This is a genomic window from Lapidilactobacillus achengensis (genome assembly GCF_003946655.1).
In the GTDB taxonomy this organism is placed as follows: Bacteria; Bacillota; Bacilli; order Lactobacillales; family Lactobacillaceae; genus Lapidilactobacillus; species Lapidilactobacillus achengensis.
This window is the reverse complement of record NZ_RHOV01000005.1, coordinates 11,792-32,115: the sequence shown is the minus strand read 5'-3', so window position 1 is coordinate 32,115 and position 20,324 is coordinate 11,792. Positions and strand designations below refer to the sequence as shown.

Genomic DNA, 20,324 nt, shown 5'->3' with positions numbered 1-20,324 from the left:
CCACTCAGCAGACCGACGGACCTCAGCCCTGGAAAGGAGTCATCCCCTTGAACCAACGTCAAAGAATTGCGCTTACCACTCTGGCCAACCATCCTGACTTTCTGACCACCAAACAATTGGCTGGTCAGTTACAAAGTTCGGAACGGACCCTGCGTAACGACCTCCACGTCATCTCGGCGTACCTGACCGAGCTGCAAACCGGCCTGACCCTTGAGCGCAAACAAGGTACCGGCATTCGTTTGGTCGGGACACCCCGCGCCAAACAGCAACTCCAAGCTAGCCTGAATGGCGCCGAGACCAACAATCAAGATCACGCCCGCTTGCAGCAATTGTTGATTTTTCAATTGTTGCGCGCCCAAAGTCCCATCAGTATCGAGGAATTGGCGGAGAAAGTCTTCGCCAACCGCCGAACTGTCCGCCACGAATTGACCCAATTACAACCTTTCGCGCAAAAAAACGGTCTGGAGATCATTTCCAAACCGCGACTGGGCACCTATATCGCCGGTAACGAACAGCAGAAACGGCAACTACTGGTGCAAACTTTGCGTCAGATCCAAGCCAATGATCCGCAGGCCCCAACCTTGCAACACTTCTTCGCCCCAGAACAGTTCCAAGTGGTCCAAAATGTGATTCGGGAGACTTTTAACGCCAATCAATTGCCGCTCCCACCTGAAGTCGCCAATGTGGATATCCATGTCTATTTCATGTTGGAGCGAATGAAACAAGGCCAGACCGTGCAACTTAGCGCCGAAGAAAATGCGGCGGTGGCTGATTCACCGGCGCAAGCCCTCAGCGGCCAAATCCTGGCCCAATTGGCGGACATCTATCCCCTGGCCTTCTCTCCTGATGAAATCAATTATTTGGCCCTACGACTAGCCAATTTCTTCGCCAATTCGCAGGCGACGGGCCGGTTTGAACCGGAGGCCCGGGCCTTGGCCAACTATTTGATTGCCCAGGTCCAACAACTTTTGGCCTTGGACTTGAGCGATGACCCTAGCCTGCGCCAAAATTTGGTCAATCACCTCTCTTCCAGTTATTTCCGACTCAACTATGGCTTACCCATCGCCAATCCCTTGACACCCACAATTTTCAACACCTACCCCCAACTCTTTCTGGTTATCCAATTAAGTTTGGAGAACTTCTTCCAGACAGCTAACTTGTTCGTGCCCGCTGAGGAAGTGGCCTACTTAACGATTCACTTTCAAGCGGCGGTGGAACGCCAAGATCACCAGAAAAGCAATCGCTATCAGGCGCTGCTGGTCACGGGATACTCGAAGGCCATGGCCATCTTCATTGAGGCCCGTTTACAACGAGAACTACCAGAATTACAAATCAAGGATATCTTAGAAAATCAGCCGCACATACAGTGGCCTCACCTGGACCAGATCGATCTGATCATTAGTACTGTGCCCTTAGCCGATCCAGGCAAACCAGTTGTGCAAATTTCACCCATGATCACTGATCAGGACCTCAGCATCTTGACGAAATACTTGCTGGAACACGTCCCGCAAAAACATCTGCAAACTTTCGATCTGGCCCATTTCACCGCGCCAAGTTTGGTTTTTCCTCAACTTGAGCTCTCTGAGCCCGAGGAAATTCTCAAGAAGCTGGCGCAAAACCTTGTGGACAACAACTACGCCACCAGCGCCTATGCCCACTCGGTTTTGTTACGGGATCAACGAGGCGGCACCAATGTCGCGCCCCTGATCACCCTGCCCCATGGCGACCCCCACGAGGTCAAGATTTCCACGTTGTCCATCGCTACCTTAGCGCGACCCGTTCAGTGGCAGGGTGAGGCAATTCAGTTGGTGATCTTATTGGCGATCAAACAGCAAGACCTCAAGGACCCCGAGTTCCGTAAATTATTCGCGGTGATCCATTACTTGGAAGCTCAACCGCAGCGCTTGACCAGTGTTTGGGCCAGTCGTTCACCGTTGGCGCTGATCAAACAATTGTCCCAATATGAATGATCAGCACTAATGACCTGAATGGCCAGCGCGACTTGGACAGCTCAGCCCACTAGAAAAGACCACCTCGGATGAGGTGGTCTTTTCGTCATGCTAATGACTTAAGCTTGACGCTAGTCGAACTTATTTAGGATCGAAACTTGATTTAGGACCCTCATATTCATCGCGGATGATTTGTGCCATATCAGCGATCAATGGTTCTTTAGGGTTCGTGATCGTACAGTTATCTTCGTAAGCCAATTCAGCCAAACGATCTGCTGCGCTTTCGATATGTTCCTTCGTGACGCCTTGTTCCTTCAAGGACATCTTAACGCCAACACTTTCAGCTAATTCAATGATTGCTTGGATCAAAGCATCAACTAATTCAGCGGTTGTATTGCCCTTCAAGCCGACATAACGAGCAACTTCAGCGTAATCTTCGTCAGCGCGGAAGTAGTTGTACTTCGCCCAAACGGCACGTTTTGTTGGTACTAAGGAGTTGTAACGAATGACGTGAGGCATTGTGATCGTGATTACCCGGCCGTGAGGGAGATGGAATTCCCCGCCAAGTTTGTGGGCGATCGAGTGGTTGATCCCTAACAGCGCGTTGGCAAAGGCCATCCCTGCCATCGTTGAAGCATCATGCATCGCTTCACGGGCTTCTTGGTCGCCATCATAACTAGCTTTCAAGTTTTCGAAAACTAACTTAGCGGCTTGCAAGCTTAAACCACGAGTATAGTGAGAAGCCATGGTTGAAACGAAACTTTCCAATGAGTGGCAAAGGACATCCAAGCCAGAGTCAGCGACAACCGTCTTTGGTACTGATTCGATGAATTTACTATCAACGATCGCCACATCTGGTGTCAAGGCATAGTCAGCCAAAGGATACTTGATGTTGGTTTCGCTATCGGTAATGACGGCGAACGGTGTTACTTCAGAACCAGTCCCAGAGGTTGTTGGCACACAAACCAGCTTGACCTTATCCAAGTTAGGGAACTTGTAAGTCCGTTTCCGGATATCCATGAATTTCTGTTTAGCGCCCCAGAATGATGCGTCTGGCGCGGTGTAGAATAACCACATGCCCTTAGCGGCATCCATAACAGAGCCACCACCAACAGCGACGATCGCGTCTGGTTTGAAGGAACGCATCATTTCAGCGCCCTTGAAAACAGTATTGGTTGAAGGATCTGGTTCAACGTCAACGAACCGTTGTGTTGTGACAGGATCTTGGCGACGGTGCAAAGTCCGTTCAACCATGTCCACATAACCAAATTTATCCATTGAAGGGTCCCCTACGATGAAAACGCGTTTCAAGCCTTCCATTTTTTCAAGGTAGGTGATGGAGTTTTTTTCAAAATAGATTTTGGGAGGCAACTTTACCCATTGTAGGTTGTTCCGGCGCATTGCCACTGTTTTGATGTTCAGTAAGTCGAATGTCCCAACGTTATGTGAGATCGAGTTGTGACCCCATGAACCACAGCCTAAGGTCAAGGATGGAATCAAGTTGTTATACAAGTCACCGATCCCGGCAACAGAAGTTGGTTGGTTGACCAAGATCCGGGAAGCTTCCATCTCAACGCCGTATTCAACTGCTAAATCTTCGTTACGAGTGTGGATCCCAGCTGAGTGACCCATCCCGCCTAAGTGCAACATTTCGTGAGCCAGCTTGAAGGCTTCTTCAGTTGAATGAGCTTTCAACAAAGCCAAAACTGGTGATAACTTCTCACGTGATAATGGGTATTCATCGCCAACACCATCGATCGCAGCGATGATCACAACGGTATCATCAGGAACCTTGATGCCAGCCTTGCCAGCGATTTCAACTGCGGAATGACCAACGATCGTTGGGTTGACCGCATGTTTCTCTTTGCTGATGACAACATCGGAGATCTTCTTGACTTCCGCTTTGCTTGGAACGAAGGCATGTTGAGCCTTGAATTCAGCAACAACTTGGTCGTAGATTTCTTCATCAACGATCACCGCTTGTTCTGAAGCACAGATCATCCCATTATCGAATGATTTCGACAAGATCAAATCGTTGACTGCTTGTTTGATATTCGCGGTTTTTTCTAGGTAAACGGGCACGTTACCAGAACCAACGCCTAAGGCTGGCTTACCAGTTGAATAAGCTGCCTTGACCATGCCAGGACCACCAGTTGCTAAAACAGAAGCAACGCCCGGGTGATTCATCAATGTTTGAGTCGCTTCAATGCTTGGTGTTGGGATATAGCCCAAGGCGCCAGCAGGCAAGCCTGCTTCGACTGCAGCAGCTTTCAAGCTTTCCAAGGCAGCGGCCGAACTCTTTTGAGCGCCAGGGTGGAAGGCGAAGATGATTGGATTACGGGTCTTGATCGCGATCAAGGCTTTGAACATTGTTGTTGAGGTTGGGTTGGTAACTGGGGTAACCCCAGCTAAAACACCCAGAGGTTCAGCAATCTTAACCAAACGGTGTTCTTCATCGCGTTCGATGATGCCGACTGTTTTGTCATGTTTGATCGAGTTCCAGATTTCTTCAGTCGCGAACATATTCTTGACCGCTTTATCTTCGTAAACGCCTCGGCCAGTTTCTTCAACGGCTAATTTAGCCAATTTCATATGGTCATTCAACCCACCGATTGCCATTTGGTGAACGATATGGTCGATCTTCTCTTGGTCGAAAGTCTTTAAGACTTTGAGGGCTTCGTTGGCTTCTTTAACTAAGCCATCGACCATGACTTGAACTTCATTAACTTCAGTTTCTGGTTTAGGTGCAACTTTTGTAGGCATTTGATATCCTCCTAATGTTTTTCACATTTTCGTTATCCATTTCACAAAAATTATATTACACTATTCTGGGCCAAAAGTAAATAGATTTCTGTGAAACGATTCACCGATTTTCAAAAAAGTTTGGTTGCGAGTTGTCGCTCCAGTGATACCAAGGCATTCAGCGATGATTGCGCAAAAAGAATTTGTTTGACCAACAGCAAAATAAAGCGGTTCAAGTTTGTCACCAAACAGATATTTAAGACTGTTTTGGCGCCAATTCATGATCTTGTAAGCGGATCAATAAAATGATGATACACCTATTTTGCTTTGTTTTCACTAAAAAAATAGCGTTGACCAAGAAAAAATTCTTGGTCACGCTATTGATCGACTTACTTCTGATCGGAATCGTCAGGATTTGAGTCATCGTGCTTATCGGACCCATCTTCAGCTGATTTAGTGGCGTCATCGACGGCCGCTTCTTTATCAACTGTCGTTTCAGTTGACGCGGTGGTCGCATCTGCCGTTTCATCAGGCGTAACTTCAGCCTTAGCCGCCGTTACTGTCCGAATAGCCGAACGGTTGAAGGTCAGGAAGATGCCATCCGCATCCAAAACCACTGTGCCAGCCGCGTCATCGATCGAATCGATCTTGGCGTGCATGCCACCGATCGTCACCACATCATCGCCTTTTTTCATGCCTTTCAGCATTTCTTGACGTTGATTCTGTTGTTTCTTACCTGGTCGGATCATCGTAAAGTACATCACGACGAACATCAGAACGATCATAATGATGAAATAGCCTGATCCACCAGCACCTGCGGAACTAGCCGCAAAAATTTGTAAATTATTCAATTCTCCACCTCGTTATTAATAAACTACTATATACTGTACCAAAGCTGAGCCAGAAGTTCCAGCGCTTTCAACTTAAAAATTACGGGCATTTTTCTGATTAAAGCCATATTTCTCGAAAACTTCTTCACGGAAATCCAAAAGTGTGTCGTCCATTATTGCTTCCCGGACCTGTTGCATCAGGTGTAACAAGAAATAAAGATTATGATATGAGGTCAAGCGCAAACCAAATGTTTCATCGGCCTTGAACAGGTGGCGCAAATAAGCGCGACTGTAATTGCGACAAGTATAACATTGGCATTCCTCATCCAATGGCCGGAAATCATGGGCGTAAATCGCGTTCTTGATCACAACACGCCCTGCGGAGGTCATGCATGTGCCATTGCGGGCGATCCGGGTGGGCAAGACACAGTCAAACATATCGACACCACGAATCACCCCATCGATCAAGGAATCAGGAGAACCCACGCCCATCAAATAGCGCGGCTTATTGGTCGGCAATAATGGTGTGGTGAATTCCAACATCTCATTCATTTCAGGTTTGCTTTCCCCAACAGACAAGCCCCCGATCGAATAACCCGCGAAGTCCATCGAGGTCAGATCAGCGGCGCTTTGCTTCCGCAGATCCTTGAAACCAGCCCCTTGAACGATGCCAAATAAGCCTTGTGTATCCGGATTGCGATGGGCTTTCAACCCACGCTCCGCCCACCGGCTAGTCCGTTCGATCGACTTTTTAACATAGTCATAACTCTCATAATATGGCGGGCATTCGTCAAGGCTCATCATGATATCCGGACCCAAGTCGTTTTCGATGCCAATGGCCTTTTCCGGTGATAAGAACAATTTCTCTCCGCTTAAGTGACTGCGGAAATGAACGCCCTCCTCGGTGATATCACGAATCTTGGCCAACGAAAAGACTTGAAAACCGCCGGAATCCGTCAAAATCCCCTTGTCCCAGTTCATAAACTTATGGAGACCGCCTGCTTCTTTGACGATTTCCGGGCCGGGCCGCAGCCAGAGATGATAGGTATTGGACAGAATCACCCCCGCGCCCATTTCATCCAATTCCTCAGGTGAAATCGACTTAACGGTGGCCTGCGTGCCCACAGGCATAAACATGGGCGTAGGGAAGGTCCCGTGCGGCGTGATCAGCTCGCCTAGTCGGGCGCCAGTGTGCTTTTCGGTTTTGATCAATCGGTATTGAATCGGTGAAGTCATGAAGTGCTCCTTTACTTGATAAACATCGCGTCGCCAAAGCTGAAGAAACGATAGCGCTCATTAATGGCGTGTTGATAAGCATTTAGAATTGTCTCGCGGCCTGTGAATGACGCCACCAGCATCACCAAAGTCGATTTTGGCAAATGGAAATTGGTGATAAAGGCATCGACTGCTTTCCATTGGTACCCTGGCTTGATGAAAATGTCGGTCCAACCGCTATCGGCCTTGAGCTGACCATCGAATTTGGTCGCTACCGTTTCCAAAGTTCGGATCGACGTCGTCCCCGTCGCGATGATCCGCCCGCCGTTAGCCTTGACCTCATTCAAAGTCGCGGCCGCTTCGGGACTGAATTGATAGAACTCGCTGTGCATTTGATGATCTTCAATATTATCCTCGGAAACAGGTCGGAAGGTGCCTAGGCCAACATGAAGCGTGAGATAAACCAACTTGACCCCTTTATCTTGCACCTTTTGCAAGAGCTCCTTGGTCCAGTGTAACCCGGCTGTCGGCGCCGCCGCGGAGCCTAATGCCTTGGCGTAAACAGTTTGATAACGATCGGGATCATCCAACTTCTCCTTGATATAAGGCGGTAATGGGGTTTCGCCCAACTTTTCCAAGATTTCTAAGAAAATCCCGTCATAATCAAAATGGATCATCCGGCCGCCGTGTTCCAATTCCCCCGTGACCGTCGCGGTCAATTCACCGTCGCCAAAAACAACCTTGGTGCCGATCGGTGCTCGCCGCGCCGGCTTCATCAAAGTTTCCCAGTCATCGCCTTCGGTATTCCGCAGCAACAAGACTTCTTCGTGGCCGCCAGTTTCCGGTTTGATGCCGTATAAGCGCGCGGGCATGACTTTGCTATCATTCATGACCACGGCATCGCCAGGATTGAGTTGATCAATGATTTGGTAGAAATGCTGGTCTTGCATTTCGCCAGTTCGATGGTCCAAAACTAACAAACGGGATTCATCCCGCTTAGCGATCGGCGTTTGGGCGATTAATTCTTCTGGTAAATCGTAATCAAAATCTTCAGTTGTTAACATTCTTTTGTCTGCCTCTTTTTTTCTACTTGAAATCTTCCGGGATTGGACGGTGCAAGTGTTGAAACGCCTTGGTGGTAACCATTCGACCACGACTGGTCCGTTTCAGGAATCCCTGTTGCAACAAAAACGGCTCGTACATGGTCTCGACCGTCTCAACATCCTCGCCGATATTGGCGGCGATCGTTTTCAGTCCGACTGGACCACCTTGATATAATTCGATCATCATCACCAACAGACGGCGATCGACTTGATCCAATCCTTCCGAGTCAACGCTTAATTGAGTCAACGCTTGATCCGCCAATGTTTGGTCGATCGAAGTTTGGTGGGCCACTTCGGCGAAATCACGCACCCGTTTCAACAAACGGTTGGCCACTCGGGGCGTCCCCCGTGACCGTAAGGCGATCTCATGGGCAGCATCTGTAGTGATCGCTGTTTGCAAAACCGCCGCCGACCGGGTCACGATCTCCTGTAAGGCCGCCGTTTGATAAAAGTCCAGCGGCGCTAAGATCCCGAAACGATCACGCAATGGTGCTGATAACAAGCCCGCCCGCGTCGTTGCGCCGATCAAAGTGAACGGTGGTAGCGGGAAGTGGACAGGGTGCGCCGTCGGTCCCTGCCCGACAATGATATCCACGTAAAAGTCTTCCATGGCGGAATATAAGGTCTCCTCCACCGCCCGCGGCAGCCGATGGATCTCATCAATGAACAAAACATCCCCGGGTTGCAGTTCACTTAACACGGACAGCAGGTCGCCAGATTTCTCAATGGCCGGCCCGGAAGTTGTCCGCAGGTGGACTTGCAACTCATTGGCGATCACAAAGGCTAATGTCGTCTTCCCTAACCCCGGCGGACCAAACAGTAAGACATGATCCAGGGCCTCTTGACGTTTTTTGGCCGCTTCGATATAAACCGTCAGCTCGCGTTTGATCTTGTCCTGACCAATATATTCGTTCAAAAAATGGGGGCGTAATGATAATTCGGTTGCCGCTTCCACAGCATCTTCGGCTTGACTATCGACCAAGCGTTCATCTCCCACTAGCGCCAACTCCTTTCTACAAAACTCATTTCATTTCTTATTTGCTGAGTAGCCGGAGTCCTTCGCGTACGTAAACATCCGGTGTTTTCGCATTAAGTAACGCTAATTTAGGTTCGATCCGTTGCAACTCACGGGCGGAGTAGCCCAACGCTTGTAAGGCGGCTAAACCATCCTGCAAAGTTTGATCATTGGTGGGTGCAAACAAGTCCTGATTCAAATCAGTGGTCATTTCTGGCGTGATCTTGATTTTATCCTTCAGATCCAGAATGATCTGTTGCGCGGTCTTCTTGCCAACACCAGGGAATTTCGTCAGGAATTTGACATCCTCATTGGCAATAGCGTTCAACAAACCGCTGTGATCATCCGCCGCCAAGATCGCCATCGCGCTTTTCGGACCGATACCTGAAACACTGGTCAGCCGTTCAAACAAACTCTTTTCCGCCTCATCCACAAAGCCGTACAAAACTTGTTCACTTTCGCGAATGACTTGCTGAACGTAAATTGTCGCCGTCTGCTGCAACTGATACTTGAACGGATTGCCGACTAACAAGCGATAGCCCACGCCGCCCAGTTCCAAAACTAAATACTCCGGCTTGATCACGGTGACCTGGCCAGTTAAATACTCATACATGTGATCCCTACTTTTCTGTTGACCTTGCTAGTCTTAGCATTGTAGCACAAAAGAAATCGTGACCACAAGCCCAGTCGTGGTGAGGATGTGGGCGTCGATTTCTGAGACTGCTGGCAAAAGCAGCTTGGTCGCCACCTGCGCAACCTGGGGTGCGACTTGCCAGCCGGTCCAGTCGGATTTGGCTAATCACCGGACCAGGATTGATGTGGATCTTGGATTCGTTTGAACATTTTCTGGAGATCTTGATTGTTGAAATGGACCAGGACGGGGCGGCCATGTGGGCAATTAAAGGGGTTCTCCGTTTGCGCCAGGTCATGAAGCAGTTGCTTGGCCTGAATCGGCTCCAAATGATGGTTGGCCTTGATCGACAGCTTGCAAGACAACATGATCGCGGCCTTCTCCCGAAAATGGGCGACGCTGATCTGCCCATCGCCTAAGAAGTAGTCGATCATTTCCCGAATCAACTTCTCCTCTTGACCTGATTGGAACCAGACGGGATGGCTATGCAAAATAAAGGTATTTTCACCGAAATCTTCCAGCGCTAGCCCAACATCCGCCAGCAGCGCTAAATGCGCCTTGATCTGAACATAATCACTGGCGGGGTAAGTCAACACCAGTGGGACCAACAAATTCTGTTGGTCTTGCGCCACTTGCCCGAAACTGACTCGGAATTGCTCGTACTTGATCCGTTCTTGGGCGGCGTGTTGGTCGATCAAATAGAAACCATCATCGCTTTCCGCCACTAAATAGGTGCCATGGATCTGCCCCAAATAACGCAACTCCGGGAAACGACGCTGAGTAGCAGCCGGTGGTTCTGTGGGCACTGTTTGCGCTGATTTGGCGCCAATCGTTGCGGATACTGGTGGTGTGTCGGTGGTGTGTCCGCTATTTTCCTCAGTTGTTGGCACAAACGCCGCCGCCGTTGAGTTCTGATGGCGCTGGTTCGGTTGCGTTCCTGTCGCCGCGAACGCTCGCGGCTGCTCATCTGCTTGGAGCCAAGCATCCCAACGCGCTAATGCCGTTGGATTTTGGAAAATATTGCTGACCGGTTCACTGGTGTCTAATTTTGCCGCGCCAAAACTGGTCGGTGCGGGATCCGCCGGCGTCGTGGCCGCGCTGGTCGCTTCGGTCGAGGGCACTTGATCCTGATCAGCTTGATAAGCCGGATCGCTCTCAGAAACCTGTGGCTCAGATTTGTCCGTTTTGGTGGGGTCAACTTGATCCGCTTGCCGGGAACTGCCCGTTGGCAATGCCGTTGGCGTGGAAGGCATTGCTGGCGTGACTGACGGGAAATCTGTTGGTTGGGTCTTTGATGCCTTCCCGCGGTCTTCGAATCCAGTGGTTTGACTAGCGCGCTGCAAATCGATTTGTAACTGTTCAAGGTCAACTTTAGGCTGATGGCTCCGCAAATTAGTCAAAGCATCGGGAATCAAGTCGACCGACCCTAAAACTTGGCGAACGGTTTGCGTCACCAAATTAGTCAACTCAGGTTCTTTACTGAGCCGGACCTCACGCTTGGTCGGATGAACATTGACATCGACTAGGAGCGGATCCATCGTGATCGCGATCACCGCCACCGGATAACGACCGACCATCAATTTTGAACCGTAGCCTTTGATCAGGGCTTTATTTAATTCGTAATTGCGAATATACCGACCGTTGATCAGAAAAGACAAATAATTCTTGCTCGACCGGGTCACAGCCGGTCGCGAAATGTACCCACTGATAGTAAAATCGAGATTTTTGCCTTGGATCGGCAGTAATTCCTTGGCGACGGGCAGCCCATAAAGTCCGGCGATCACTTGTTGAAGATCACCACTGCCTGTCGTGGTCACCAACTCACGGCCGTCATTGACCAAGGTGAAGGCGACCTGGGGGTAACTCAAGGCAATCCGATTCATGATATCCGCGGAATGACGTAATTCCGTCGCCAGTGACTTTAAATACTTCAAGCGCGCCGGCGTGTTGTAAAACAAATCAGCCACCGTCATCGTCGTTCCTTGAGGATGGCTCGCCGGTTCGATTTGACCATCTTCACCGGTGATCGTCATCCGCCGGCCCGCGGCAACCGCACCGTTGCTGGTCGTTAAAGTCACGCGGGCGACTGAAGCGATACTGGCCAAGGCCTCACCGCGAAAGCCCAACGAATGGATCTTAAACAGGTCTTCGCGAGAACTGATTTTACTGGTGGTGTGTCGCAAAAAGGCGATCTGCAAGTCTTCTGGATCGAAACCCGAGCCATTATCGATCACCTGGATCTGTTTCAAACCTGACTCTGCTAAGAAAACTTGAACCTTGGTAGCGCCGGCGTCAATGGCGTTCTCAACCAATTCTTTAACGACCGACGCTGGCCGCTCGATAACCTCACCAGCCGCGATTTGATTACTTAATAAGGCTGATAATTGATGGATTTTTCCCATTTACACCCCTCGCTTCATTCGTGTTGCCGTATTGCCGTATTGCTAAAGTGATGACGATTGCTAAAATGACTTTCCTCGAAAAAAAGTGGCCAGACTGCCAAAGCTATCGGCAAGATCGGCTAATGATCAGTGATGCCCTCCGTCGGCATCCGTGGTATCAGACTGATCGGCGTTGGGTGTGGCCACCAATTGTTGCCAATGATTGACCAGATTCAGCGCCTTTAATGGTGTTAACTCACTGATGTCCACCGCCGCTAATTCGGCTTGCAAGTTCTGGAGCGCGACTGGAATTACCGCTGGTTGCGGCTGAACCACTGGCTCAGCGACAGTGTCGGCCAAATTAAAGAGCGGGATCTGGGTCGCCACCACGCCGTCGCCGCCTAAGTCATTGCCTTCTGCCTCCAACACTTGCAGGACCTTACTGGCACGTTTGATCACCGCCGCTGGCAGACCGGCCAACTGCGCCACATGAATCCCATAGGATTTATCCGCAGGTCCCGGCAGCACTTGATGCAAGAAAATCAAGCGACCGTGATCTTCAGTGGCGCCGACATGGACATTTCGCAGACGCGGCAACCGCTCAGCCAACTGAGTCAGTTCATGGTAATGAGTTGAAAATAATGTTTTCGCGCCTAAATGGTCATGAATATATTCAATGATTGCGTCAGCCAAAGCAATGCCGTCATAAGTTGCCGTGCCGCGGCCCAGTTCATCAAACAGCAAAAGACTCCGAGAAGTCGCCTGGCTCAAGGCATGATTGGCTTCTTTCATTTCGACCATGAAGGTACTTTCTCCAGAAATCAGGTCATCCGCCGCGCCGATCCGCGTAAAAATTTGATCAAAGATGGGCAGGGTCGCCTGTTCTGCCGGCACGAAACACCCAATTTGGGCCATGATCACAATCAGGCCAATTTGACGCATATAGGTACTCTTGCCAGACATATTCGGACCGGTAATCAACAGGATCGTGGTGGCGTCATCCATTTGCAAGGAATTGGGGATAAAACCGTTCGCGCCCAGCACTTTCTCAACTACCGGGTGCCGGCCTTTGACGATTTTGATGTTCTGATCCGTCATGGTCAACGTGGGCCGCACATAATGTTCCCGCTCACTCACGACCGCGAAGCTCTGTAACACGTCTAAGGCGGCCAAGACCTTGGCCAGATCCTGGATCTGTTCCGTCGCTGCTTTGACCTGGTCACGCACGTCAACAAAGAGTTCGTGTTCCAATTGCGTCGATTGCTCCTGCGCCTGCAAAATAAAAGCTTCATGATCTTTCAATTCAGGCGTGATGTAACGTTCGGCGTTGACCAAGGTTTGCTTACGTTGATAGCGATCCGTTGGCACCAACTGTTTATTGGCGTTGGTCACTTCGATATAGTAGCCGAAAACGCGGGTATAACCGACCTTCAGCGTGCTGATCCCGGTGGCCTTACGTTCCTTGGCCTCAAGTTCAGCCAGCCAGCCTTTGCCATTTTCCATCGCGTCACGATATTGATCCAACTGGTCATTGTAGCCCGCCTTGATCACATGTCCTTCCGTGATGGAAATTGGCGCATCCTCATCGATTGCGTCGGTGATCAGGCCCCGGATCTCGGGCAAGTCATCCAACTGGTCGCGATAATGATCCAACGCTGTCCCCTGAAGCTTTTGTAACTGGGTAATGATCAGCGGTACTTGCGCCAAGGAATTGCGCAATTGGATCAGGTCACGACCATTGGCGCTACCGAAGGCGATGCGGCCAGCTAAGCGCTCCAGATCATAAACTTTCTGGAGCGCCTCTTGCAATGCGATCCGATCAAAATAATGATTGATCAGCACTTGGACCGCATCCTGACGCGCGTTCAACTCGGTCTCGTCCAACAGGGGCCGATTCAGCCACTGTTTGAGCAGGCGTCCCCCCATGGCCGTTTTGGTTTTGTCCAGTAACCAGAGCAAGGTGCCATCCCGCTTACCTGTACGCAAGGATTGAAAAATTTCCAAGTTGGCCTTGACGGAGTGATCCATTCGCAGAAATTGGTCGACCTGATAAGCCTCGGCAATCTGCAAATGCCCTAACGACCGTTTCTGCGTCGCTAATAAGTAGCTGATCAATGCCTTGAGGACACTTTTCTCCGCCGGCAAGGTCAAACGCTGGGCCGTATAACTAAATTCACTGGAATTCTTGACCTGAGTATTCTCAGATAATAAGAGGCCTAATTTGGTGAACGTGGCCTGATCAGCGGCGGGCACCGTCGGATCGATCACGATCTCCTTGGAATTCAAATTAAGCACCTCGTTGAGCACTTCGTTGAAATGGCGCAGCTGGGTCACCCGCACTTCGCCAGTCGTCAGATCCGCGTAAGCTAACGCGTAATACCCATTAGCAACATGGAGCGCCGCCAAATAATTGTTTTGTTTGGCAGCGCTGGGATCTTGATCCATCATGGTCCCCGGCGTGATCAACTGAATGACCTCTCGCTTGACCATGCCTTGGGCCAATTTAGGATCTTCCATTTGTTCGCAGATCGCGACCTTATAGCCTTTATCGACCAGAATATCAATATAGTTCTGGGCCGCGTGGTGGGGCACGCCACACATTGGAATCGGATCTTGGGCGCTCTTATTGCGGGCGGTCAACGTTAATTCTAGAATCTGCGAGCCCTTAATCGCATCATCATAAAACAATTCGTAAAAATCACCGATCCGATAAAATAAAAACGTATCCGGATAATCTTTCTTGATCGCCAAATATTGTTGCATCATTGGCGTATCCTTGGTTTTCTGTGGCATAGACACTCCCCTAACTAGTCCATCAGTGGTCGATCAGGCGTAATGCTGATCAATTTGATTTGTTTGGCGTGACCCGTTTGTTCGTCGATCTCCAAGTAGCAACCATTCAACTGACCCGGTCCACTGGTCGGCGTTTCGAAACGCGTTGGCAAATTCGTTCGAAAGCGTTCGATCACGCGGTCACGACGCATCCCTAAGATTTCATTGTAAGGCCCCGTCATTCCAGCGTCAGTCAAATAAGCAGTGCCTTCAGGCAAGATCCGCGCATCATTGGTCTGAACATGGGTATGGGTGCCCAAAACAGCGGACAGGCGCCCATCCGTGTACCAGCCCATCGCTAATTTCTCACTGGTCGTTTCCGCGTGAAAGTCTAGGAGGATCACTTGACATTTTGCTTGAAGCTCCGCCAGAATCGTGTCGATCTTGGCGAAAGGATCATCGATATTGTCTAGGAAAACACGCCCTTGCAAATTGATCACGCCCACGGTCGTTTGATTGACCTTGATCGTCGTAAAGCCACGTCCTGGCGTGGTCTTCGCCGGATAATTGGCTGGCCGGATCAATTTGGGCTCACTGTCGATAAAATCAAAGATCTCATCCTTATCGAACGTGTGGTTACCCATGGTCACCACGTCGGCGCCAGCCTGTAAGATCAGCTTGTAAAGCGCGCGGGTAATTCCCTTGCCCCGCGCGATATTTTCCCCGTTGACAACGGTCAACTGAGGCCGGTACTTGCTCTTCAATTTCGGTAAATAAGTTGTCAGCATTTGTTGGCCGATTTCGCCCATAACATCGCCGATAAATATGACTCGCATCGCTTTGGCCTCTTTCTATAATACGTTCAATTTTACCATAAAACGCCCGCTTAAAACAGGGGACGCCGTGACGGGTCACCGAAAGACTCCGAGTCATTCACACCTTCCGCGCAGCAGTCCGGACCCTTGACGCCAACAAAGTGCCGCCAATTTTTGCAAAGCAAAATAAGAGACGCTGCCCACAAAAAAATCAGCGGGACCTGCCCGCTGATCGAATAAGTGCGTTCAAAATAAAAAGCCGAATTAACTTTGTAGCAAAAGTTCAATGAAATAAGGGCTCGAAAAAATTACTTAGCACCACGCCAACCCACAATGTCGGCCGCCGAGAACGGCGCGTCAATTGATTGTCCGTAGATCTGTTCATAAGCGGCCACTTTTTGGTTGTGGTCTTGCGCCATCATTGCCTGACTGTTCTCGTCGATGGATTTGGCGGGATCAGGGTAGATTGGCGGTAACACATGAACCACATAGCGGACCTGGTTGAATTCATCATTATCTGGTTTACCCAGATCCTGCATTTCAACGAAGAGCGAAATAATTGGCACCTGAAAACGGGCCGCGTAGTAATAGCTCCCGCGTTTCAACGGACGGGGGCGACGATAATTGAACCACATTTCCTGTTCAGGATAAATCAGGACCAGGTCATTTTGTGCAAAGATCCGCTGTAACAAGCCAGGAAACGTGTGGCCCATATAGTGCATACTTTTCCCAATTGGTAGAATATCCGCATAATTCATTAAGAAACCGATCAAACCCGTCATCCGCAAATTGGTCGGTTGGCTGACCACGAATAGGCGAGCGTGACTACCGCGATAAACCGCCTTACGCACCGCAGTATTATCCAAGGGATTGAAGTGATTACTGGTAATGATGCCACCACCGCTGATTTGTTTGAGATTAGCGATATCAACGACTTCTGTCCGCCGATTCAACCAATTTGTCGCCAACCGCATGAAGGCGCGGCCTAGATGGTTTTTCCAGTGGTATTTACTTGTTGGTAAGGCGGCGAGATAATCCTGGAGCAGCTGGTTTTCAGCGGCCGGACTCAGTTGGGGATCATCGACTTCAACCTTATCGTTGAACCGGCCTTCCGCCACGGCTTGCTCGATATTGTCGATCACCGCCTGTTTGTTTCCGCCAATAATCATAATTGAATCGCGCCTCCCTCCGCGGCAACTTTCGTGAAGGTCACAGGGGTGGCGGGAATACTGCTGATCCGTTCAACTAAGAGTGATTTCTTGGCCTGATCGTGTTTGATCTTCTGGGCAGCATAGTTAGCCTTGAACGCCGCGATCTCCTCGTAATAGGGACTCATTTTCGCGTATTTCCAGAATTCTTCTTCGAACGGGATCGCGTCATAACACCAAGGCTTGCCGAATAAGTTGAAGTGGATAATGGCCGGTAGCGCTAATTTGATCTCAGCCAAAATATACTCAGTCTGGGCATTCCACTTTGGTGCTAAATACAGGGTTTTGCCGGAACAGATCGCATTGAGATAGTCTTGATCGGGCGCGATCAATTCGAAATGATATTGATTGAGTAACGCCAGAAACTTCGCGCTGAAATGTTGCGCGCGCAAGGCGGCCAGATCCATCAACAGCACGCCTGAATTGACATAATGATCGGGGTCGACACCAATCGCTTGTTCCGCGTAGCGCCGCGGTTCTGGATGGTTACAAATAAAGGCGTCTGGAATCGCGCCAATCACATTTGTGCCCAGATCCGTCTCAAATAAAGGCGTCAGATCCCGAGTCACGATCGTATCGGCGTCCAAATAAATCGCTCGCTGATATTGTGGGAAGAGATCCGCGATGAACAAGCGATAGTAGATCGTCAAGGTGAAATAATCCGCCCGCAATGTATTCTTGTCGCCGTCAAAGCGATCATACAGGTCAGCGGCCAAACCAACGAATTCAATCGTACAACTGGCTGGCACCAGGGCCCGTAATTTCTCTTGATTTTCAAGAGACAGTGTCTGGTACAAAACCGTAATTTGATAGCTCGTGTCTGCGCCGCGATTACTCAGTAGCGACTGCAGGGTCACGGATAGGTACGGTGCGTATTTGTCATCGATCCCGAAGAAGATCGGAATCATTTTCTGTGGTTGAGTCATTGACTTCCTCCTGAAACGCTTGATTGAGTTGCTGATATTGTTGATAAAGCTTGTCGTAATCATGAAGCTCCAATTCACGGTGTACCCGCTCGATCTCCCACGGCTTGATCGTCACGACTTGGAACCATGGGAAGAAGCGAAAACTGGTCGTGAAATGTTGGAAAACAGTTTCAGGTTGAAGCTGATGTTGTTCGTTGAATTTATCCGGCGCGATCCGCTTGCGCTCACTTAATTGGTTCAACGCCGACTGATCGGGCATGAACATCCATGTCGTCTGACAACGTTGGCGACAACGGGCAAACAAGCCGTCCTGACGAATCAAGGCCAGGTTCAGCAGCATCACCCCGGAGTTCAAATAATCGAACTGACGCCAATTCTGATGGAAAAACCACTTGCCATAATGGTCCAATACGCCGACAACTTCCACATCGGTTAGATCCTGCTCATAAAAACTAGTGAAACTATGTCGGCAGAGCACATCGGTATCCAAATACAAGACCCGATCTGGGATTGCCGGAAGTTGATCGGCATAAAGGCGCAACATGCAATTGGGGGTAAAATTTGTCTCCAGATTCGCCGTTGGTGGTTGGGCCGCCATCAGTTTAGTAATGTCAAATTTGACCACATTATTCGCGGGATTCTGCTGTTTGACTAATTGATCCAAAAAAGCGATGGCTTGATCACTAACCGGATAAAACGTCTGCTTAGCATTGCTGATCGTCGCCGTCAGCACATAGATCTGTAAATGATGCTTGGTATGGTCAAGTAATGACAGGATCGACAACAAGAGGCCTTGCGTCATTTTCTCATCGCCGCAATATAAAATATTCATTTAGCCCCACTCCCCTCTGACTTCCTTGGTAAATAGCGATAATATTCAATGTTACTGGCGCGACTCCGCTGTGCCATCTGCGCGGCCACCGCGTCACGCAAAGCTTCCTGGCGCTCCTTGCGCGAACCTGTAGTCGGTACGGTCAATGGTCCATCCACGAAGACGGTTTGTCGCGGCTTCTTGCCCACACCTCGACTCTGGTAGGTTGTGGTTAAAGTAAAAACCGGCGCCGGAGTAGCGATGGGATAATGGAACGCTGCCAGTGGCAAGGGGCGAATCCCCGTGTAATAAGGCCAAACATGGCCCTCTGGATAAATCAATAAACTTTTCTTAGCCGGGATACTGGCCTGAACCGCCTGCTCGAATTGGCGAAATTGATGACGATCCGTGGGAATCGGCAAGGCGCCGCCGGCTGGTAATAATTTACCGACGACTGGGATCCCGAGATTCGCGGGACTGATGATCACCGCAAAGGGTCGCGTTTTCAGAAGCTGAAAAGGCGTGAAGGCATCGCCCATCGGTTGGGTATGATTGGCGTATAAATAAATTCCCTGGTGCCGATAAGGCTTCAGGACGCGCTGGTTGACAAAGTGAACATGGGATTTGAGCCGCGAATAATAACACCCATAGAGCCAAAAGCCCGCTCGAACCAACCGCCCCGATAGCGCCGCGCCGATCCCCTTACGCTGAAATTGGAAATCAGCTGGCAACTGATAATCCTGTTGCTCGCTAAAGACGAAATCGTCAGTAAACTTGTCATAGAACAGCGTGATTTTGGGGGCGAATCTCCTCTTAGCCATCATCGTCACCAGTTACGACGAGGTACACATTATCCGCGATCCGATCCAGGTCCGCATCAAAATCATAATGATGACCCGGACTGATATTGGTCACCAGCAGGAAATAGCCGACTAATTGGGTGACTAATAATTGAACGAAATTTCGAAACGCGTCTGCATTCTGCAAAGCCGGCCCAGGTCGAAATTCCCGCCAAACCTTACGGATCACCCGATCTTGCTGGCCTGAAACAGCCTTCAAGACCGACTGCTTCAACGCTTCATGGGTGATAAACTCAGACAGTAAAATCAACACCACTTCTTTGCTATTGTACAAAAAATAAAAACGCTCATGGGCAATTTCCCGCAGTGTTGTCCGCAAGTGTCCCTTCACAAAGCTAATGTGCTGAATATTGTCGAAGAATTCCGCCACATAGGTTGGAATCAAATTGTCCACGATGGGATCAATGATCTGATGAAGTAGATCCCGCTTGCTGTGAAAATACTTAAACAACACCGCCTGACTAACGCCAGCCTTGCGCGCGATCGCCATGGTGCTGGTGCGCTCGTAGCCTTGCTCTGAGAACAAGACAATGGCCGCGGAAAGAACTTTACGTTGACTAGCCGGCATTTTGTTGGCGTCATACCAACGTTCCAGATCTGTTTCTATTTGTCCTTGCACGTTCCACCCTCCTTTCCGACTGACCACCTTGCTTCGTTTCGGCAAATTTAGGAAAGCCAAACAAAGTAAGTAATCACTCACTCACCGAGTTTAGCGCAAGTTTTCTGAAAATTCAATAGTTGCGCCCCTATTTCCTCTGGGTTTTCTTTGGCGACTTATTCGCATTTACGGTTAACACCGGTGATTCACGCCGTGCCGCCGATTGTCTCCGCATCTTTTTCTTCAACGTCTCATCACGCAAAATGTCGTGATCACGCTATCCCCCAGTGAGGCCGCTGGCGGACCACAAAAAACCGCGGCTAGCGAGCGTTTATTCAACGCTTGCAGCCACGGTTATCAATTTCGGTAGACGCGACCCATTGGGTCTGAAATTTTCATAATAAGGAGCCAGATAAGGGGCCAATTCTAGACCCGAAAAACGTCAAAAAGTGGTTAGTAGTGGTTAGT

At 49.7% G+C, this 20,324-nt stretch carries 15 protein-coding genes; 1 reads left to right on the top strand and 14 read right to left on the bottom strand.

Features of this window, described 5'->3' with window-relative positions:
* Window positions 1-47 precede the first annotated feature (47 nt).
* Window positions 48-1,970 (top strand): BglG family transcription antiterminator, encoded by a 1,923-nt coding sequence (locus tag EKM94_RS04185; protein WP_125597943.1) that lies wholly within the window; start codon window positions 48-50, stop codon window positions 1,968-1,970.
* A gap of 120 nt (window positions 1,971-2,090) precedes the next feature.
* Here EKM94_RS04185 and adhE read toward each other — a convergent pair whose 3' ends face one another.
* The 14 genes from adhE to EKM94_RS04115 form a co-directional block, all read right to left on the bottom strand.
* Window positions 2,091-4,712: a bifunctional acetaldehyde-CoA/alcohol dehydrogenase gene (gene adhE, locus EKM94_RS04180; RefSeq protein ID WP_125597940.1), complete on the bottom strand. Its 2,622-nt coding sequence runs from the start codon at window positions 4,710-4,712 to the stop codon at window positions 2,091-2,093.
* Window positions 4,713-5,080: 368 nt separating this feature from the next.
* Window positions 5,081-5,542, bottom strand: a complete 462-nt coding sequence (gene yajC / locus EKM94_RS04175) for a preprotein translocase subunit YajC (protein WP_225422156.1) — start codon at window positions 5,540-5,542, stop codon at window positions 5,081-5,083.
* A gap of 72 nt (window positions 5,543-5,614) precedes the next feature.
* Window positions 5,615-6,757: a tRNA guanosine(34) transglycosylase Tgt gene (gene tgt / locus EKM94_RS04170; RefSeq protein WP_125597937.1), complete on the bottom strand. Its 1,143-nt coding sequence runs from the start codon at window positions 6,755-6,757 to the stop codon at window positions 5,615-5,617.
* Between the two features lie 11 nt (window positions 6,758-6,768).
* A complete protein-coding gene (queA, locus tag EKM94_RS04165; protein WP_125597934.1) occupies window positions 6,769-7,800 on the bottom strand; it encodes a tRNA preQ1(34) S-adenosylmethionine ribosyltransferase-isomerase QueA in 1,032 nt (343 codons plus the stop codon).
* 22 nt (window positions 7,801-7,822) lie between these two features.
* Window positions 7,823-8,845, bottom strand: a complete 1,023-nt coding sequence (ruvB, locus tag EKM94_RS04160; protein WP_379861473.1) for a Holliday junction branch migration DNA helicase RuvB — start codon at window positions 8,843-8,845, stop codon at window positions 7,823-7,825.
* Window positions 8,846-8,873: 28 nt separating this feature from the next.
* Entirely contained in the window at window positions 8,874-9,467 is a 594-nt protein-coding gene (gene ruvA / locus EKM94_RS04155; protein ID WP_125597928.1) for a Holliday junction branch migration protein RuvA, read from the bottom strand.
* 182 nt (window positions 9,468-9,649) lie between these two features.
* The gene (mutL, locus tag EKM94_RS04150; RefSeq protein WP_125597925.1) at window positions 9,650-11,887 is read right to left on the bottom strand and encodes a DNA mismatch repair endonuclease MutL; all 2,238 of its coding nucleotides are present in this window, start codon (window positions 11,885-11,887) and stop codon (window positions 9,650-9,652) included.
* Window positions 11,888-12,013: 126 nt separating this feature from the next.
* Entirely contained in the window at window positions 12,014-14,659 is a 2,646-nt protein-coding gene (gene mutS, locus EKM94_RS04145; protein ID WP_125597922.1) for a DNA mismatch repair protein MutS, read from the bottom strand.
* A gap of 14 nt (window positions 14,660-14,673) precedes the next feature.
* A complete protein-coding gene (locus tag EKM94_RS04140; RefSeq protein WP_125597919.1) occupies window positions 14,674-15,474 on the bottom strand; it encodes a TIGR00282 family metallophosphoesterase in 801 nt (266 codons plus the stop codon).
* Window positions 15,475-15,761: 287 nt separating this feature from the next.
* Entirely contained in the window at window positions 15,762-16,622 is an 861-nt protein-coding gene (locus tag EKM94_RS04135) for a lysophospholipid acyltransferase family protein (RefSeq protein ID WP_125597915.1), read from the bottom strand.
* A complete protein-coding gene (locus tag EKM94_RS04130) occupies window positions 16,619-17,587 on the bottom strand; it encodes a glycosyltransferase family 8 protein (RefSeq protein ID WP_164511096.1) in 969 nt (322 codons plus the stop codon). Before EKM94_RS04130 ends, EKM94_RS04135 begins: the two co-directional genes overlap by 4 nt.
* On the bottom strand, window positions 17,541-18,419 hold the full coding sequence (locus EKM94_RS04125) for a glycosyltransferase (RefSeq protein ID WP_125597910.1): 879 nt from the start codon (window positions 18,417-18,419) through the stop codon (window positions 17,541-17,543). The genes EKM94_RS04130 and EKM94_RS04125 overlap by 47 nt, the downstream gene beginning before the upstream one ends.
* Window positions 18,416-19,219: a lysophospholipid acyltransferase family protein gene (locus EKM94_RS04120; protein ID WP_125597907.1), complete on the bottom strand. Its 804-nt coding sequence runs from the start codon at window positions 19,217-19,219 to the stop codon at window positions 18,416-18,418. Before EKM94_RS04120 ends, EKM94_RS04125 begins: the two co-directional genes overlap by 4 nt.
* Complete coding sequence (locus EKM94_RS04115; protein ID WP_125597904.1) at window positions 19,212-19,877, bottom strand: TetR/AcrR family transcriptional regulator; 666 nt, start codon at window positions 19,875-19,877, stop codon at window positions 19,212-19,214. The genes EKM94_RS04120 and EKM94_RS04115 overlap by 8 nt, the downstream gene beginning before the upstream one ends.
* Between the last annotated feature and the right edge of the window lie 447 nt (window positions 19,878-20,324).

Bases quoted from the DNA above. Each gene is read 5' to 3' on its own strand.
- queA (WP_125597934.1), bottom strand. From the start codon at position 7,800: ATGTTAACAACTGAAGATTTTGATTACGATTTACCAGAAGAATTAATC.
- EKM94_RS04135 (WP_125597915.1), bottom strand. From the start codon at position 16,622: ATGATTATTGGCGGAAACAAACAGGCGGTGATCGACAATATCGAGCAA.
- EKM94_RS04140 (WP_125597919.1), bottom strand. From the start codon at position 15,474: ATGCGAGTCATATTTATCGGCGATGTTATGGGCGAAATCGGCCAACAA.
- EKM94_RS04130 (WP_164511096.1), bottom strand. From the start codon at position 17,587: ATGACTCAACCACAGAAAATGATTCCGATCTTCTTCGGGATCGATGAC.
- mutL (WP_125597925.1), bottom strand. From the start codon at position 11,887: ATGGGAAAAATCCATCAATTATCAGCCTTATTAAGTAATCAAATCGCG.
- adhE (WP_125597940.1), bottom strand. From the start codon at position 4,712: ATGCCTACAAAAGTTGCACCTAAACCAGAAACTGAAGTTAATGAAGTT.
- EKM94_RS04125 (WP_125597910.1), bottom strand. From the start codon at position 18,419: ATGAATATTTTATATTGCGGCGATGAGAAAATGACGCAAGGCCTCTTG.
- tgt (WP_125597937.1), bottom strand. From the start codon at position 6,757: ATGACTTCACCGATTCAATACCGATTGATCAAAACCGAAAAGCACACT.
- ruvA (WP_125597928.1), bottom strand. From the start codon at position 9,467: ATGTATGAGTATTTAACTGGCCAGGTCACCGTGATCAAGCCGGAGTAT.
- mutS (WP_125597922.1), bottom strand. From the start codon at position 14,659: ATGCCACAGAAAACCAAGGATACGCCAATGATGCAACAATATTTGGCG.
- EKM94_RS04120 (WP_125597907.1), bottom strand. From the start codon at position 19,219: ATGGCTAAGAGGAGATTCGCCCCCAAAATCACGCTGTTCTATGACAAG.